Source organism: Roseateles sp. GW823-FHT07B05, from assembly GCF_058794515.1.
Map to the genome: position 1 here is coordinate 161,309 of NZ_JBXAGX010000003.1, position 14,969 is coordinate 176,277.

Genomic DNA, 14,969 nt, shown 5'->3' on the forward strand with positions numbered 1-14,969 from the left:
CGGTGCATTGTCGCCGCCCCTAAACTGGATAGCGTTATCCAAGCCTGGAGCCACCGTGAAGCGATTCGTCCTGTCCCTGGCCTTCCTGTTCGGTGCGCTGCAGGCGCAGGCCGCCGACCCGACGCCGGCCTACCCCGCGCACACGATCCCGAACACCCAGCTGCGTGCGCTGCCGAAGAACGCCGACGGGCGGACCTACCAGCTGCACATCCACCTGCCGGGCTCGTTCGCCAAGGAGCCCAAGCGCCGCTACCCGGTGCTGTACGTGACCGACGGCTACTGGGACTTCGCCACCGTCGTCGCGTCGTACAACAACCTGGCCTACGACAAGGTCGTGCCCGAGTTCATCGTCGTCGGCCTGGGCTATGCGGGTGACAACCTGGACTACGGCGATCTGCGCGGCTGGGAGCTGTCGCCGGTGAAGCTGGGCCCGCTGGCCTTTGGCACCGGCCACGCCGACAAGTTCATCGCGTCGCTGGAGCAGGACATCTTCCCGCTGCTGGAGCGCGAGTACCGTGCCGACCCGGCGCAGCGCTATCTCGCTGGCAGCTCGCTGGGCGGGCTGTTCACGCTGCATGCGATGTACGCCAAGCCGGCGCTGTTCAAGGGCTACATCGCGGCCAGCCCGGCGGTGGTGGTGGGCGGGGACTGGATCATTGGTCAGGCCAAGGCCTATGCGGCGACGGGCAAGCCCATCGCGGCGCGGCTGTACGTGACCGGTGCTGAAAGCGAGTGGCCCGGCTTCCTGGCCGGCATCCAGCGCTACCAGGCGCTGCTGCCGACGCTGAAGCACCCCGGGCTGGTGTACGAGAACCGCACCATCGATGGCGAGCGCCACGCCGGCACCAAGGCCGAGAGCTACACGCGCGGCATGCGCTTCGTGTTCGAGCCGCTGGCGCCGGAGCGCGGCCCCTCCAAGGACTGAACGCCGCCCGGCGTCGGGCCGGGCGGCGCCTGCGGGCTTACTTGCTGACGAAGTCCAGCAGATCCTGGTTCAGGCGGTCCTTGTGCGTGTCGGTGATGCCGTGCGGGCCGCCGGCGTACTCGATGAGGCGTGCGCCCTTGACCAGCTTGGCCGTCGCGCGGCCGGTCGTCTCGATGGGCACGATCTGGTCGTCGGCGCCGTGGATGACCAGCGTCGGCACGTTCACCTTCGCCAGGTCGCCGCGGAAGTCGGAGTGGAAGAAGGCCTCGATGCTGTCGTAGGTGGCCTTGGCGCCGGCCTGCATGCCCTGCACGTAGAAGCTGTCCGCCTGGCCGGCCGAGACCTTGGCGCCCGGGCGGTTGAAGCCGAAGAACGGGCCGCCGGCGATGTCCTTGTAGAGCTGGGCGCGGTTGTCGAGAGACGCCTTGCGCAGGCCGTCGAACACGGCTTCCGGCACGCCCTCGGGGTGGGTGGCGCTGGCGCCCATCATCGGCGTCACGGCGCTCACGAACGCCACCTTGGCGACGCGGGCCGTGCCGTGGCGGCCGATGTAGCGGGCCACCTCGCCGCCGCCGGTGGAGAAGCCCACCAGCGTCGCGCGCTTCACGTCCTTGGCGCGCAGCACGGCGTCGAGGTCGTCGGCGTACTGGTCCATCGTGTTGTTGGCCCAGGGCTGGCCGGAGCGGCCGTGGCCGCGGCGGTCATGGGCGATGACGCGAAAGCCGCGTTCGGCCAGGAACTGCATCTGTGACTCCCAGCTGTCCGAGCTCAAAGGCCAGCCGTGGCTGAAGACGACGACCGGGCCGTTCTTCGGGCCCCAGTCCTTGACATACAGCGGCGTGCCGTCGGCAGCGGCCACGTACTGGCTGGCGACCGCGGTGGCGGCCGTGGGCGTGGCGGCCGCAGCCTGGGTCTGGATGGCAAAGCCACCGACGGCGATGGTGGCGGCGAGGGCGAGGCGGGTGAAGGCGGACATGGCGGGTTTCCTTTTCGGGGGTGACGGGTTTGCGGGGCAGGGGGCGATCAGGCCTTGCTGGCCGGGCGGACGGTCTCGCCGCGGCGGGCGGCGTACTCGGCGACGAGGGCGGCATAGCGCTCGCCGTGGCGCAGTGCGGCATAGCGCTGGCGGGCGGCCTGCAGCGCGGGGCTGTTCCAGGCGCCGGTCTCGCTGGCCACGCGCTCGGCGGCGGCCAGGCCCGATTCCTGGTAGACCTTCAGCTCGGCCAGCACCTCGGCGCGCGACACGGTGGACTGCACGCTGACGCTGTAGCCCGACTCGGGGTCGGACACGAAGGATTGCGCCTGGGCGGACGCGCCGGCCGTGACGGCAGCGGCGGCGAACAGCAGTTGGAGGACGGCGCGGTTGAAGCTGGGTTGGCGGGTCATGGCAGGCTCCTGGAAGGTGTCGGTGGGGGCGTTGGATCTGTCTTGCGACAGGGATGAACTGTGCCGACGATGGGTGTACCTGAGATGCCATAAAGTACGTTTAACTTTGCATCTGGTACCGATCATGGCCGACCGACTTGCCGCGCTGTTCACGCACTTCGCCGTGCGCGCCGAGACCTTCCAGACCGGCGCGCTGTGCGGCGTCAACAGCCTGGTGCCACAGGCCGGGCGCGGCCAGCTGCACCTGATCCGGTCGGGCGATGTGGCCGTCCACCATGACGGCGTGCCCGAGCCGCTGCGCATCACCGAGCCCAGCCTGCTGCTCTACCCGCGCCCGCTGGCCCACCGCTTCGTGACGGACCCGGCGTGCGGTGCCGAGTTCCTGTGCGCCCACATGGCCTTCGACGGCGGTGCCGGCCATCCCATCGCCGCGGCGCTGCCGGCCTGGGTGTGCCTGCCGCTGGCGTCGGTGCCCGGCTGCGCGCCGGTGCTGGCGCAGCTGTTCGCCGAGGCCGAGGCGACGTATTGCGGCCGCCAGCTGATGCTGGACCGGCTGTTCGAGGTGCTGCTGATCTGGGTGCTGCGCGAGCTGATGGCGCAGGGCCGGGTCGAGTCCGGCATGCTGGCCGGGCTGTCGCACCCGAAGCTGCGCGGCGCGCTGGTGGCCATGCACGAGGCGCCGCAGCGCGACTGGCCGCTGGAGGAGCTGGCGGCGGCGGCGGGCATGTCGCGCACCGTGTTCGCCAACAGCTTCCGCGATGTCGTCGGCTGTACGCCGGGCGTCTACCTGCAGCGCTGGCGCATCGGTCTGGCGCAGAAAGGGCTGCGCGAGGGCCGCTCGCTCAAGCACATCGCGATGGACGTGGGCTACGGCGGCGAGGCGGCGCTGTCACGCGCGTTCCGCGCGCACACGGGGCAGTCGCCGCGGGAGTGGCGCAAGGCGGAGCTGCCGCAGGATTGAGCGGTCAGGAGAGCCGCCGCACCGACATCTCGCGCAGCGACTGGAGCAAGGCCAGCGCCTCGTTCACAACGCCTTGCGCAGATTCGCCGGCGCGATCTTCATGCCTTCGCGGTACTTGGCCACCGTGCGGCGGGCGCACTGGATGCCCTGTTCCTCCAGCATCGCCGCGAGCGCGCTGTCGGACAGCGGCTTCTTGATGTCCTCGGCCGCGACGAACTGCTTGATCAGCGCGCGCACCGCGGTGCTGGACGCCTCGCCGCCGGCCTCGGTGCTCAGCCCCGAGCCGAAGAAGTACTTCAGCTCGAAGGTGCCCCAGGACGTGGCCATGTACTTGGCCGTCGTCACGCGCGAGATGGTGGACTCGTGCAGGCCCAGCTCGTCGGCGATTTCGCGCAGCACCAGCGGCTTCATGGCCAGCTCGCCGTGCGTGAAGAAGCCGCGCTGGCGCTCCACGATGGCCTGGCTGACGCGCAGGATGGTGTCGAAGCGCTGCTGGATGTTCTTGATGAACCAGCGCGCCTCCTGCAGCTGCCCGCCCAGCGGCGAGTTGCTGATGCCGCCGCGCGTGGCGCGCAGCGCGTTCGCGTACAGCTCGTTGATGCGCAGCTTGGGTGCCACCTCGGGGTTCAGCATGACGCGGAACTCGCGGCCCACCTTGCGCACGATGACGTCGGGCACGATGGCCGCAGCCGCGCTTTGCGCGAAGCGGCGGCCCGGCTTGGGCTCCAGCCGCGTGATGAGGCCTTGCGCCTCGCGCAGCAAGGCCTCGTCGGCGCCGGTCTCGGCCATCAGCCGGCGCATGTCGCGGCGGGCCAGCAGCTCCAGATGACTCTTGCAGATCAGCAGGGCGATGGCCTGCGCCGGGCTCTTGGGCCGGGCGCGCAGCTGCAGCACCAGGCATTCGGACAGGTCGCGCGCGCCGATGCCGGCCGGGTCCAGGCTCTGCAGCAGGCGCAGCGCGATGCGCAGGTGGTCCAGCAGCTCGTCGCGGTCCTCGGGGTCGTCGCCGGCCAGCGCGGTGGCGATGTCCTCCAGCGGGTCTTCGAGGTAGCCGTCCTCGTTCAGCGACTCGATGACGACGTGCAGCGCCGCGCGGTCGGCGGCCGACAGGCTCAGGCCGGCCAGCTGCTGTGCCAGGTGCTCGGCCAGCGTCGTCTCGGCGGACTCCTGGCTCTCGCGCTCGCCGTCGTCGTCGCCGCTGGACGGGCTGCTGCTGGGCAGCTCACGGATGCCGTCGAAGTCGTCGCGCTCGGTGCCGTTCTCCCAGTCCTCGCGCTCGGTGCCGCCGAAGTCCTCGCCGCTGAGCTCGGCAGACTCCCCGCCCTCGGACTCCCCGGCCGACGCCTCCGTGCCGGCCTCGGCCGGCGCATTGGTGGCCAGCTCCGGCGCGCTGACGGTGAACTCTTCCTCGGCCTCCAGCAGCGGGTTGGCGGCCAGCATCTGCTCGACCTCCTGGTGCAGCTCCAGCGTCGACAGCTGCAGCAGCCGGATGGACTGCTGCAACTGGGGCGTCAGCGCCAAGTGCTGACTGAGGCGGACCTGGAGGGTCTGTTTCATGGTGTGACCCGCGGACCGGCGCCGGGCCGCTCCCAAGCCGGCCCGCAGGCGATGTGCGAGCGGCTCAATGCCGTGAGCATCGCCGTCCCCTCGGGGGACCGACCGGAATCGCGCGCGTTCAGCGCCGCGAGGATGGGCGAGGGGCTCACCATCCCTACATCCGGAAATGCTCGCCGAGGTACACCTTCCGCACATCGGCGTTGGCGACGATCTCGTCCGGCGTGCCTTCGGCCAGCACGGCACCCTCGCTGATGATGTAGGCGCGGTCGCAGATGCCCAGCGTCTCGCGGACGTTGTGGTCCGTGATGAGCACGCCGATGCCGCGGGCCTTCAGGAAGCCGATGATGCGCTGGATCTCCAGCACGGCGATGGGGTCCACGCCGGCGAACGGCTCGTCCAGCAGGATGAAACGCGGCTGCGTGGCCAGCGCCCGGGCGATCTCGACGCGGCGGCGCTCGCCGCCCGACAGTGCCGGCGCCGGGCTGTCACGCAGGCCGTCGATGGACAGGTCGTGCAGCAGGCCGTTCAGCAGCTCGTCGATGCGGCCCTTGGACAGCGCCTTGCCGCGCTCGTCCTGCTGCAGCTCCAGCACCGCGCGGATGTTCTGCTCGACCGTCAGCTTGCGGAAGATGGAGGCTTCCTGCGGCAGGTAGGAGAGGCCCAGCCGCGCGCGGGCGTGGATGGGCTGGCGCTGCACCTCGGCGCCGTCGATGCGGATGACGCCGGCGTCGGAGCGCACCAGGCCCACGATCATGTAGAAGCTGGTCGTCTTGCCGGCGCCGTTGGGGCCCAGCAGGCCGACGACCTCGCCGCAGTCGACGCGCACATGCACGTTCTTGACGACCTTGCGGACGCCGTAGGTCTTGGCCAGGCCCTCGGCTTCGAGCCGGCTCGTGCAGGCCTGCGCCATCACGAGGCCTTGCCCGGTGTCAGCGTCGTGGACGGCTTCAGCGGCAGGCCAGGCGCCGGCGCGGAGGCCGGGTCGTCGGGCTGGGCGGGCGGCATGATGACGATGCGGGTGCGGCCGCTGGGGTTGGGCGACGTGTTGCCGGCCTCCAGCGTGAACACCTCGCTGCGGCTGTCATAGAGGATGACGGCGCCCGACACCTCGTTGGTGATCGTGCTGCCACGCATGCGGCGCATCGTGGCGCTGCCGATGAAGCGGATGGTCTCGGTGCGGGTGTCGTATTCCAGCTGGTCGGCCACGCCCTCGATGGACTCGCCGGGCTTGTCCTGCCCCTGGCGGAACGTCACCGGCTTGCCGGTGGCGCCATTGGCGTAAGCCTGGATGTAGCCGTCGCGGGTCTCGCGCACGTCCACCTTCTCTGCGCGCAGCATGAGGCTGCCCTGGGTGATGACGACGTTGCCTTGCAGCTCGGTGCGCTGGTTCACGCCGTCGACGGAGCCGCGCTGGTCCGACGTGAAGACCATGGGCTTGGTGCGGTCGGCCTTCTCCGCATGGGCGGCGCAGGCAGCGAGTGCGAGGAGCAGCAGGGATAGGCGGGGCAGCATGGCGGCACGGAAGTTGCAGGCCATTCTATGGGCCTGAGCCTGGCCTCAGCCTTTCCCTCGCGACAACCTGATCAGGAAATCTGCCGCAGCCAGCGCCTGTTGGCCTTGCGCCAGCTCGTTCTGGCCCTGCATGAGGCTGGGCGCGGTGCGGAAGCGCCCGCCGACGACCAGCGCCGGCACACCGTCGACGCCCGCCAGCTCGGCCAGCTTCTGGCCCTGGGCCAGCTTGCCGTTCACGCCGAAGGACGAGAAGGCGGCCTTGAACTTGGTGGTGTCCACGCCCAGCTTGCCGACCAGCGCGACGACGGCCGCCTCGTCATTGGCGTCCAGGCCCGCACGGTGGAAGGCGTTGAAGATGCCGCCGTGCACCTGCGGTGTCAGCGCGCCCATGGCTTCCAGCGCGTAGTACATGCGCGCATGCAGCTTCAGCATCGCCTGCTGGCCCACCGGCACGCGGCGGAACACCACGTCCGCCGGCTGCTGGTGCAGCCAGGCTTCCAGCAGCGGGTCGAACGCGAAGCAGTGCGGGCACTTGTAGAAGAAGAACTCGATGACCTCGACCTTGCCCGGCGTGCCGGGCAGGGCCTGGGGCAGGCGCACGTACTGGCGGCCCTCCACCGGCCCGCCCTGGGCGAAGGCGGTGGGTGCCGTGGCGGCCAGGCCGGCGGCGGCCAGCGCGAAGGTGGCGTCACGTCGCTTCATGTCTTGTTGCGCACGCGCTGGATCAGGAACTCGGTGTACTGCAGCGCGCGCTGGCCGGACTCGTGCTCGGGCAGGCGCTGGCCGGCGCCGGCCAGGGCCGGCGAGGTCAGGAAGCGGCCGCCGATGCCCAGGCTGGGCACGCCGTCGATGCGGTAGGCGTCGGACAGCTTGTCGGCCTGCGTGCACTTGGTCTGCACGCCGAAGGAGTTGTAGGCGTCCAGGTACTTGGCCGGGTCCACGCCGAGGTTGCTGAGGAACTTGGCCTGGACCTTGGGGTCGTCCAGCGTCTGGCCCTGCTGGTGGATGGCCGCGAAGATGGCCGGCCGTGCCTGCACTTCCTTGCCCAGCGCCTCCAGCGCGTAGAACATGCGCTGATGCGGCTTCAGGTTGGCGCGGAAGGCCACGTGGGCCTTGCGGAAGCTGACGTCGGCCGGCAGCTGGCGGCTCCAGTTCTCCACCAGCGGCTCGAATGCGTAGCAGTGCGGGCAGCCGTACCAGAAGAACTCTATGAGTTCGATCTTGCCCGGCGGCGTCGGCAGGGCCGGCGAAACCACCGTGTAGTGGCGGCCCTCGACGGGGCCGCCCTGGGCGAGCGCGGTGCCGGTGGCGCCGGCGAGCGGCGTGGTGGCGAGCAGGGCGGAGAAGTCGCGGCGCTTCATGGCGTCAAAGTCCTCGGGGCAGGGAATCAGCGTTGTACACGAACGAGGTTGGCCTCGAAGCCAGCCCCCTCAATCTTGCGTTGCAGGTCTTCGGCGGCCTCGCGCGTGTCGTTGGGCCCTAAGCGCACGCGGTAGACGGTGCGGCCGTTCTGCTCGCGCTCCATGACCTTGGCCGTGAAGCCCTGGATGGCCAGCTTGGCCTTCTGGGCCTCGGCCTCCTCGGGACGCGTGAACGCGCCGGCCTGCACGAAGTAGACATAGGCATCGGCGCCCGCGGCGGCGGCGGGCGCCGCAGCCGAGGCAGGGGCGTCGGCCTTGGGGGCCACCGGCTTGGGCTGGGCCGTCGTGACGGGCGGCAGCGCGGCGGCGGCGCTGGCAGCGGCCACGGCGGCGCTGGCGCCGGTGGTGGCCGGCGGCGGGGCCGTCACCGCAGGCGGCGTGGCGACCACGCCGCTGGCGCTGCGGGCGCCCTTGCCGGCCAGCGGCGCGTTGGGGTCCCAGTTCTTGTTGCGCTCGGCTTCCAGCGCGTCCTGCTCGGCGGTGCGCTGCGGCACCTTGTTGACGAACGGGATGGGCACCTTGGTGATGTAGAGCGCCACGCCCAGCGCGACGGCCAGGCCGACGAGCAGGCCGACGATGAGGCCCAGGACGAAGCCGCCCTTCTGGTTCTTCTGGCCAGCGGGCTTGGATGCAGAACTCATTCGGTCTCCGGGGTGGTTTCAGCCGTGTCGCGGCTCATCTGTTCGGGGGCGCTGACGCCCAGCATGCCTAACGCGTTGGCCAGCACCTGGCGGGTGGCGGCCAGCAGCGCCACGCGGGCGCGGCTCAGCTCGGGCGCCTGGCCCATGACGCGCTCGGCGGCGTAGTAGGAGTGGTAGGCGCCCGCCAGGTCCCGTGCATAGAACGCGATGTCGTGCGGCGCCAGGCCGGCGGCCGCGCCGCTCAGCATGTCGGGGTAGGCGGCGAGCTTGAGCATCAGCGCCTCTTCGGTCGGTGCGGTCAACAGGCCGAAATCGGCACCGGCCACACCGGTCACGTCGCCGCCCATGTCGGCCGCCCACTTGCGGATGACGGAGCAGATGCGCGCGTGCGCGTACTGCACGTAGAACACCGGGTTCTCGTCGTTCTGCTTCAGCGCCAGGTCGATGTCGAAGACGAACTCGGTGTCGGCCTTGCGGCTGATGAGGAAGAAGCGCACCGCGTCGCGGCTGGTCCAGTCGATCAGGTCGCGCAGCGTCACGTAGCTGCCGGCGCGCTTGGAGATCTTGACCTCCTCGCCGCCCTTCATGACCGTGACCATCTTGTGCAGCACGTAGTCCGGGAAGCCTTGCGGGATGCCCAGGTCCACCGCCTGCAGGCCGGCGCGCACGCGGGCGATGGTGCCGTGGTGGTCCGTGCCCTGGATGTTGATGCACTGCGTGTAGCCGCGCTGGAACTTGTTGATGTGGTACGCCACGTCGGGCACGAAGTAGGTGAAGCCACCTTCCTTCTTGCGCATGACGCGGTCCTTGTCGTCGCCGTAGTCGGTGGTGCGCAGCCAGAGCGCCCCGCCTTCCTCGTAGGTCTTGCCGCTGGCCACGAGCCGCTCGACGGTCTTCTCCAGCTGGCCGCCGGCGTACACGCTGGACTCCAGGAAGTAGCTGTCGAACTTCAGGCCGAAGGCCTGCAGGTCCAGGTCCTGCTCATGGCGCAGGTAGGCTACGGCGAACTGGCGGATGCTGTCCAGGTCGTTCACGTCGCCCGAGGCGGTGAACTCGCGGTCGTCGGCCTTGACGGTTTCCTTCTTGAGGAAGGCGTCGGCGATGTCCTGGATGTAGTCGCCGTTGTAGGCGGCCTCGGGCCACTCGGCGTCACCGGGCTTGAAGCCCTTCAGGCGCATCTGCGTGGAGTTGGCCAGCGTGGCGATCTGCACGCCGGCGTCGTTGTAATAGAACTCGCGGGTCACGTCGTGGCCCTGGCTCTGGAACACCGAGCACAGCGAGTCGCCCAGCGCCGCCTGGCGGGCGTGGCCCACGTGCAGCGGGCCGGTGGGGTTGGCGGACACGAACTCCACCATCACGTGCTTGCCCGTGGCGGCGCGGTGGCCGAAGGTGGCGCCGCCGGCCAGCACCTCGGCGACGACGGCCTGCTTGGCGGCCGGCTTCAGGCGGATGTTGATGAAGCCGGGGCCGGCGATTTCCAGCGCCTGCACCCATTGCTGGAAGGCGGGCTTGGCTTCGAGCGCGGCGATCAGGCGCGTGGCCAGCTCGCGCGGGTTGGCCTTCAGCGGCTTGGCCAGCTGCATGGCGGCCGTGCAGGCGAAGTCGCCGTGGGCGGCCTGCTTGGGGGATTCGAAGGCCGCGGCGGCGTTGGAGCCGGGGGCGATTTCCTGGAGGGAGTCGGCGAGTGCGGCGAGCAGCGCCTGCTTGGCTTGGATCATGGCGGCGATTTTAGGAGGCACGCCCTGAACGCACGGGCCGCTGGGCGCGCTGACTCATCCGGCCGTCGCTTCGTGACACGCGACGCACAGCTTGTTGCCGTCCGGGTCGCGGAAATAGGCGCCGTAATAGTGCGCGTGGTACTGCGGCCGCAGCCCGGGCGGGCCCTCGCAGACGCCGCCGCTGGCCAGCGCGGTGGCGTGCGCCCGGTCCACCAGCGCGCGGCTGGCTGCCAGCAGCGCCACCATCTGGCCGTTGCCGGGCGCGTGCGGGCCGCCGTCGAACGGCCGGCCCAGCACCAGCAGCGGCCGCGGGCCGGGGTCGCTCTGCCAGCCGGCCCAGGGCCTGGACGGGTCGCAGAAGCGTTCGGCCACACCCAGCAGCGCCATCAGCGGGCGGTAGAACGCCAGGGCGCGCTCGAAGTCGTTTGTGGCGACAAAGACATGGGAGAACAAGGGGCTGCACCTCCTGGGGCGGCCCGTATCATGCCCCGCGTGAGCGCTTCCGCAGACGACCTGCCTTCCCACATCGGCCGCTACCAGGTGCTCCGGCGCCTGGGCGAGGGCGCGACCAGCGATGTCTTCCTGGCCCGCGACCCGTTCCAGAACCAGGAGGTCGCCGTCAAGCGCATGCGCAGCTGGGCCCCGGTGCCCGACGCGCCCAGCAGCGACTTCAGCAACCGCTTCTTCAGCGCCGAGGCCGCACTGGCCGGGCGGCTGCACCACCCCAACGTCGTCGCCATCCTGGACGCCGTGGCCGAGGACGCGTCGCCCTACCTCGTCATGGAGTACGTGCCGGGCGTCACGCTGAAGCACTTCTGCCGCAGCGACCGGCTGCTGCCGCTGGACCAGATCGTCGAAGTGGCCTTCAAGTGTGCGATGGCGCTGGGCTATGTGTTCCGCCAGGGGCTGATCCACCGCGACGTGAAGCCCGCCAACCTGCTGGCGGTGCTGGACGGCTCGGGCCAGGTCGTCGACGTGAAGGTCAGCGACTTCGGCTCGGCGCTGAACCTGCATGCCGACTCGACGCAGATCCACCGCGTCGGCTCGCTGGCCTACATGCCGCCGGAGCAGATCGAGGGCGGCGACGTGGACTGCCGCGCCGACATCTACGCGCTGGGCGCCGTGCTGTATCACCTCATCGGCGGCCGCCCGCCGTTCGACGCGCCGCACCAGATGGCGCTGATGCACCAGATCTACCACCAGGCGCCGCTGCCGCTGACGGGCCAGCGCGAGGGTGTCACCGAGGCGCTGGACGCCGTCGTGCAACGCGCGCTGGCCAAGGCGCCGCACGAGCGCTTCCCCGACTGGGACAGCTTTGCGCAGGCGCTGTCGGCGCTGGTCGCCAGCCAGCAGATCCCGATGAACCGGCTGGGCGAGGTGCGCGACTCGGAGCGCTTCAACATGCTGCGCGCGCTGGAGTTCTTCGCCGAGTTCGGCGATGTGCAGCTGTGGGAGGTGGTGCGGCGCGCTCGCTGGCGGCGCTATCCCGTAGGCCATGCGCTGTTCCGGCGCGGCCAGGAGGGCAGCAGCTTCCACATCATTGCGCGCGGCGAGGTCAACGTGCACCGCGAGAACCGGCTCGTCGCCACGCTGGGGCAGGGCACGTCGGTGGGCGAGATGGCCTACCTGGCGCCCAACCCCGACCTGCGCAAGCACAGCACCGACATCAAGGTCACGCAGGAGTGCACGACCATCTGCTTCGAGCCCGAGACGCTGGGCCAGCTCAGCCCCGAATGCCAGCACCGCTTCGACCGCGCCTTCATCCGCGTGCTGGTGCGCCGGTTGCATGCGGCGCACGAGGCGCTGGCGCATCCACGACGCATTCTTTGAGGGCGGGGCCCGCTTGGCAGCGTCATGGCGCCGTGCTTGAATGACCCGGCCCGATCAATCTCCCAGAGGAAGGAGTTCCCGATGAAACGCTTCACCCTCGCCATCGCGCTCGGTCTCGCCGCCTTCGGCGTGCAGGCCGCCGACAAGGCGCCCACCGCGCAGCAGTCCAAGATGGCCACCTGCAACAAGGACGCCGGCGACAAGAAGGGCGACGAGCGCAAGGCCTTCATGAAGGAATGCCTGTCCGCCAAGGGCGATGCCGCTGCCGCCGCGCCGGCCAACGCGGCCTGCGAGAAGTCCGCCGCCGACAAGAAGCTGCACGGCGCCGCCGCCAAGGCCCACATCAAGAAGTGCACCGCCGACGCGGCCTCTGCCCCCAAGTAAGCGGACGCCCGCCCGCCGCAGAAGCCACCTCCGGGTGGCTTTTTTTCTGGGCGTGTGGCGGCATGCCGTCCGACAGGCGTGTGCGTCGGCGGCTGGCCGGGCGCGCGCGCTGCGCGGCTCAAAGTGGAGGCGTGGCAAGTCCATCACAAGGAATATGACCATGAACACCGCCATCACCTCCCTGTCCGGCGCCGCCTATTGGCGCGTCACCGTCGTCTCCCTGGCCGCCGCCACCACGCTGGCGCTGACCGCCTGCGCGGGCATGTCGCCGCGTGAGACCAGCACCGTCGTGGGCGCCACGGCCGGCGCCGTCATCGGCGGCGCGGTGACGGGCACGACCGCCGGTGCCGCCATCGGCGCCGCGGCCGGCGGCGTCGTCGGCAACGAAGTCTCGAAGAAGCGCGGCCGCTGACGCCGCGGCCTGGCGCCGCTCAGACGGCGTGGCAGGCCACCTGCCGGCCGTCCACGTCGCGCAGCTGCGGGGTGTCCTCCGCGCAGCGCGGCAACGCCAGCGGGCAGCGCTTGTGGAAGGCGCAGCCCGTCGGCGGGTTCAGCGGGCTGGGCAGCTCGCCGTGGATGACGATGCGCTCGCGCCGGTCGGCCTTGCGCAGCGCCGGCGTCGCGCTCATCAGCGCCCGCGTGTAGGGATGCAGCGGTGATGCGAACAGCGTGCGCTTGTCGCCGACTTCGACGGCCGCGCCGAGGTACATCACCATCACCTCGTCCGCCACGTGCTCCACGACCGACAGGTTGTGCGAGATGAACACGTAGCCGGTGCCGAACTCGTCCTGCAGGTCCATGAACAGGTTCAGGATCTGGGCCTGGATGGAGACGTCCAGCGCCGAGACCGGCTCGTCGGCGACGACGATGCCCGGGTTCAGGATCATGGCCCGCGCGATCGCGATGCGCTGGCGCTGGCCGCCCGAGAACATGTGCGGGTAGCGGCGCAGGTGCTCGGGGCGCAGGCCCACCTTGGTGGCCAGGGCCTCGACGCGCTCCTGCCGCTCGGCGGCGGACAGTGGCGTGTTGATGAGCAGCGGCTCGGCCAGCGTCGTCGCGATGGTCTTGCGCGGGTTCAGCGATGCGAACGGGTTCTGGAACACCATCTGCACGTCGCGGCGCAGCGCCTTCACGTCGGCCCCCGCGGTATCGACGCCGCGGATCTTCAGCGTGCCGCGCGTGGGCGGCTCGATCAGCGTCAGCTGCCGCGCCAGCGTGCTCTTGCCGCAGCCGGACTCGCCGACAACGGCGAGTGCTTTTCTCGGTGCGAGCGTGAAGCTGACGCCGTTCAGCGCCTTCACGGTCGCCTTGGGCTGGAACAGGCCGCGGCTGACGCTGTAGTGGCGGGTCAGGTCCTGCGCCTGCAGGAGGAGCTCAGACATGCGCCACCTCCTCGACCGGGTAGAAGCAGCGCACGCCGGCCTCCAGCGCGGGCCGCTCGGCCACGCAGCGCGGCTGCACGCGCGGGCAGCGCGGCGACAGCAGGCAGCCGGTGGGCCGGTCCAGCGCGCCCGGGACGATGCCGGGCAGCGCGGACAGCCGCTTGGCGCCGCGGTTGTGCTCGGGAATCGCGGCCAGCAGCGCGTTCGTGTACGGGTGGCGCGGCGCGTCGAACAGGTCGGGCACCGGGCCGGTCTCGACGATCTGGCCGGCGTACATCACCGCCACGCGCTGGGCCATTTCGGCCACCACCGCGAGGTCGTGCGTGATCATGATCAGCCCCATGCCCTGCTCGCGCTGCAGCTTCAGCAGCAGCGCCATGATCTGGGCCTGGATGGTCACGTCCAGCGCCGTCGTCGGCTCGTCGGCGATCAGCAGCTTCGGGCTGCAGGCGATGGCCATCGCGATCATCACGCGCTGGTTCATGCCGCCGGAGAGCTGGTGCGGGTACGCGTCGGCGCGGTTCGCGGCGTCGGGGATCTCGACCTGCTCCAGCAGTTCGATGACACGCTGCCTGGCCGCCTTGCCGCTCAGGCCCAGGTGCGTCTTCAGCACCTCGGCGATCTGCGCGCCGATGGTGTAGCTGGGGTTGAGGCTGGTCAGCGCGTCCTGGAACACCATGGCGACGTCACGGCCGATGAGTTGGCGTCTCTCTTTCGGCGAGAGCTTGAGCAGGTCGCGGCCCTGGAACTCGATGGCGTCGGCCGTCACCTTGCCGGGGGCGTCGATGAGGCCCATCAGCGCGAGCATGGCGACGGATTTGCCGGAGCCGGATTCACCGACGATGCCCAGCAGTTCGGCGGCTTCTAGCAGCAGGTCGACACCGTCGACGGCAGGGAACTGGCCGAAGCTGACGCGGAGATTCTTGATGTGGAGGAGGCTCATCGCTGCTGGATGTTGGTGGCGAGGCCCGTGCCGGGACGTCGCCCCGGCGGGCGACCTTCTTTTTGAGCGACCAAAAAGAAGGCAAAAAGTCGCCCCCGATCCGCCCGGCCCTTTGCTTCGCAGCGGGCTGCCCTGCGCTGCTCAGGCCTTGAGGGCCCGCGCAAAACTCGCTTCGCTACGCTGCGCTCAAACAGTTGCGCGGAGTTAGTTGTTGATGCGAGCTTCGCTCGCGCCCTCAAGCCCCTGCGCTGCTCGGCGGGCTCAAAGGGGGAGTGAAGAACAGCCGGCGCCAGCCGGCTGGCGGGCTTG

The 14,969-nt window shown here is 70.3% G+C and carries 17 protein-coding genes; 5 read left to right on the plus strand and 12 right to left on the minus strand.

Features of this window, described 5'->3' with window-relative positions; all coding sequences use genetic code 11:
• The first annotated feature begins 55 nt into the window (after positions 1–55).
• Positions 56–925 carry an alpha/beta hydrolase gene (locus AC1Q7O_RS08890; RefSeq protein ID WP_492661079.1) on the plus strand — a complete coding sequence of 290 codons (870 nt, stop codon included), beginning with the start codon at positions 56–58 and terminating at the stop codon, positions 923–925.
• Between the two features lie 37 nt (positions 926–962).
• Here the strand turns inward: AC1Q7O_RS08890 and AC1Q7O_RS08895 are convergent, their stop codons facing one another.
• Entirely contained in the window at positions 963–1,901 is a 939-nt protein-coding gene (locus tag AC1Q7O_RS08895; RefSeq protein ID WP_492661080.1) for an alpha/beta fold hydrolase, read from the minus strand.
• Between the two features lie 47 nt (positions 1,902–1,948).
• Positions 1,949–2,311, minus strand: a complete 363-nt coding sequence (locus tag AC1Q7O_RS08900; RefSeq protein WP_492661081.1) for a DUF4148 domain-containing protein — start codon at positions 2,309–2,311, stop codon at positions 1,949–1,951.
• 124 nt (positions 2,312–2,435) lie between these two features.
• Here AC1Q7O_RS08900 and AC1Q7O_RS08905 point away from each other — a divergent pair, with 124 nt between their 5' ends.
• The gene (locus AC1Q7O_RS08905; protein ID WP_492661082.1) at positions 2,436–3,272 is read left to right on the plus strand and encodes an AraC family transcriptional regulator; all 837 of its coding nucleotides are present in this window, start codon (positions 2,436–2,438) and stop codon (positions 3,270–3,272) included.
• Positions 3,273–3,335: 63 nt separating this feature from the next.
• On the opposite strand, the gene AC1Q7O_RS08910 is transcribed toward AC1Q7O_RS08905, so the two are convergent.
• From AC1Q7O_RS08910 to AC1Q7O_RS08945, 8 genes are all read right to left on the minus strand, one after another.
• Positions 3,336–4,829, minus strand: a complete 1,494-nt coding sequence (locus AC1Q7O_RS08910) for an RNA polymerase factor sigma-54 (RefSeq protein WP_492661083.1) — start codon at positions 4,827–4,829, stop codon at positions 3,336–3,338.
• Between the two features lie 154 nt (positions 4,830–4,983).
• The gene (gene lptB / locus AC1Q7O_RS08915) at positions 4,984–5,739 is read right to left on the minus strand and encodes an LPS export ABC transporter ATP-binding protein (protein ID WP_492661084.1); all 756 of its coding nucleotides are present in this window, start codon (positions 5,737–5,739) and stop codon (positions 4,984–4,986) included.
• The gene (gene lptA, locus AC1Q7O_RS08920) at positions 5,739–6,341 is read right to left on the minus strand and encodes a lipopolysaccharide transport periplasmic protein LptA (protein ID WP_492661085.1); all 603 of its coding nucleotides are present in this window, start codon (positions 6,339–6,341) and stop codon (positions 5,739–5,741) included. The genes lptB and lptA overlap by 1 nt, the downstream gene beginning before the upstream one ends.
• 45 nt (positions 6,342–6,386) lie before the next feature.
• Positions 6,387–7,043, minus strand: a complete 657-nt coding sequence (locus tag AC1Q7O_RS08925) for a thiol:disulfide interchange protein DsbA/DsbL (protein WP_492661086.1) — start codon at positions 7,041–7,043, stop codon at positions 6,387–6,389.
• Entirely contained in the window at positions 7,040–7,702 is a 663-nt protein-coding gene (locus AC1Q7O_RS08930; protein WP_492661087.1) for a thiol:disulfide interchange protein DsbA/DsbL, read from the minus strand. The genes AC1Q7O_RS08925 and AC1Q7O_RS08930 overlap by 4 nt, the downstream gene beginning before the upstream one ends.
• Before the next feature lie 26 nt (positions 7,703–7,728).
• Entirely contained in the window at positions 7,729–8,403 is a 675-nt protein-coding gene (locus tag AC1Q7O_RS08935) for an SPOR domain-containing protein (RefSeq protein ID WP_492661088.1), read from the minus strand.
• Positions 8,400–10,121, minus strand: coding sequence for an arginine--tRNA ligase (gene argS / locus AC1Q7O_RS08940; RefSeq protein WP_492661089.1), 1,722 nt, complete (start codon positions 10,119–10,121; stop codon positions 8,400–8,402). Before argS ends, AC1Q7O_RS08935 begins: the two co-directional genes overlap by 4 nt.
• Before the next feature lie 54 nt (positions 10,122–10,175).
• Positions 10,176–10,574, minus strand: coding sequence for a VOC family protein (locus tag AC1Q7O_RS08945; protein ID WP_492661090.1), 399 nt, complete (start codon positions 10,572–10,574; stop codon positions 10,176–10,178).
• A gap of 30 nt (positions 10,575–10,604) precedes the next feature.
• On the opposite strand from AC1Q7O_RS08945, the gene AC1Q7O_RS08950 reads away from it, so the two are divergent.
• The 3 genes from AC1Q7O_RS08950 (at position 10,605) to AC1Q7O_RS08960 (ending at position 12,747) form a co-directional block, all read left to right on the plus strand.
• A complete protein-coding gene (locus tag AC1Q7O_RS08950; protein ID WP_492661091.1) occupies positions 10,605–11,951 on the plus strand; it encodes a serine/threonine-protein kinase in 1,347 nt (448 codons plus the stop codon).
• Between the two features lie 81 nt (positions 11,952–12,032).
• Positions 12,033–12,335 (plus strand): PsiF family protein, encoded by a 303-nt coding sequence (locus AC1Q7O_RS08955; RefSeq protein WP_492661092.1) that lies wholly within the window; start codon positions 12,033–12,035, stop codon positions 12,333–12,335.
• A 160-nt stretch (positions 12,336–12,495) separates the two neighbouring features.
• Positions 12,496–12,747 carry a YMGG-like glycine zipper-containing protein gene (locus AC1Q7O_RS08960; RefSeq protein ID WP_492661093.1) on the plus strand — a complete coding sequence of 84 codons (252 nt, stop codon included), beginning with the start codon at positions 12,496–12,498 and terminating at the stop codon, positions 12,745–12,747.
• 19 nt (positions 12,748–12,766) lie between these two features.
• Here AC1Q7O_RS08960 and AC1Q7O_RS08965 read toward each other — a convergent pair whose 3' ends face one another.
• Positions 12,767–13,717, minus strand: coding sequence for a peptide ABC transporter ATP-binding protein (locus tag AC1Q7O_RS08965; protein WP_492661094.1), 951 nt, complete (start codon positions 13,715–13,717; stop codon positions 12,767–12,769).
• Entirely contained in the window at positions 13,710–14,660 is a 951-nt protein-coding gene (locus AC1Q7O_RS08970) for an ABC transporter ATP-binding protein (protein WP_492661095.1), read from the minus strand. Before AC1Q7O_RS08970 ends, AC1Q7O_RS08965 begins: the two co-directional genes overlap by 8 nt.
• Between the last annotated feature and the right edge of the window lie 309 nt (positions 14,661–14,969).

Coding starts and splice junctions, on each gene's coding strand:
- AC1Q7O_RS08895 (WP_492661080.1), bottom strand. CDS start 1,901: ATGTCCGCCTTCACCCGCCTCGCCCTCGCCGCCACCATCGCCGTCGGT.
- AC1Q7O_RS08900 (WP_492661081.1), bottom strand. CDS start 2,311: ATGACCCGCCAACCCAGCTTCAACCGCGCCGTCCTCCAACTGCTGTTC.
- AC1Q7O_RS08905 (WP_492661082.1), top strand. CDS start 2,436: ATGGCCGACCGACTTGCCGCGCTGTTCACGCACTTCGCCGTGCGCGCC.
- AC1Q7O_RS08910 (WP_492661083.1), bottom strand. CDS start 4,829: ATGAAACAGACCCTCCAGGTCCGCCTCAGTCAGCACTTGGCGCTGACG.
- lptB (WP_492661084.1), bottom strand. CDS start 5,739: ATGGCGCAGGCCTGCACGAGCCGGCTCGAAGCCGAGGGCCTGGCCAAG.
- lptA (WP_492661085.1), bottom strand. CDS start 6,341: ATGCTGCCCCGCCTATCCCTGCTGCTCCTCGCACTCGCTGCCTGCGCC.
- AC1Q7O_RS08925 (WP_492661086.1), bottom strand. CDS start 7,043: ATGAAGCGACGTGACGCCACCTTCGCGCTGGCCGCCGCCGGCCTGGCC.
- AC1Q7O_RS08930 (WP_492661087.1), bottom strand. CDS start 7,702: ATGAAGCGCCGCGACTTCTCCGCCCTGCTCGCCACCACGCCGCTCGCC.
- AC1Q7O_RS08935 (WP_492661088.1), bottom strand. CDS start 8,403: ATGAGTTCTGCATCCAAGCCCGCTGGCCAGAAGAACCAGAAGGGCGGC.
- argS (WP_492661089.1), bottom strand. CDS start 10,121: ATGATCCAAGCCAAGCAGGCGCTGCTCGCCGCACTCGCCGACTCCCTC.
- AC1Q7O_RS08950 (WP_492661091.1), top strand. CDS start 10,605: ATGCCCCGCGTGAGCGCTTCCGCAGACGACCTGCCTTCCCACATCGGC.
- AC1Q7O_RS08955 (WP_492661092.1), top strand. CDS start 12,033: ATGAAACGCTTCACCCTCGCCATCGCGCTCGGTCTCGCCGCCTTCGGC.
- AC1Q7O_RS08960 (WP_492661093.1), top strand. CDS start 12,496: ATGAACACCGCCATCACCTCCCTGTCCGGCGCCGCCTATTGGCGCGTC.
- AC1Q7O_RS08965 (WP_492661094.1), bottom strand. CDS start 13,717: ATGTCTGAGCTCCTCCTGCAGGCGCAGGACCTGACCCGCCACTACAGC.
- AC1Q7O_RS08970 (WP_492661095.1), bottom strand. CDS start 14,660: ATGAGCCTCCTCCACATCAAGAATCTCCGCGTCAGCTTCGGCCAGTTC.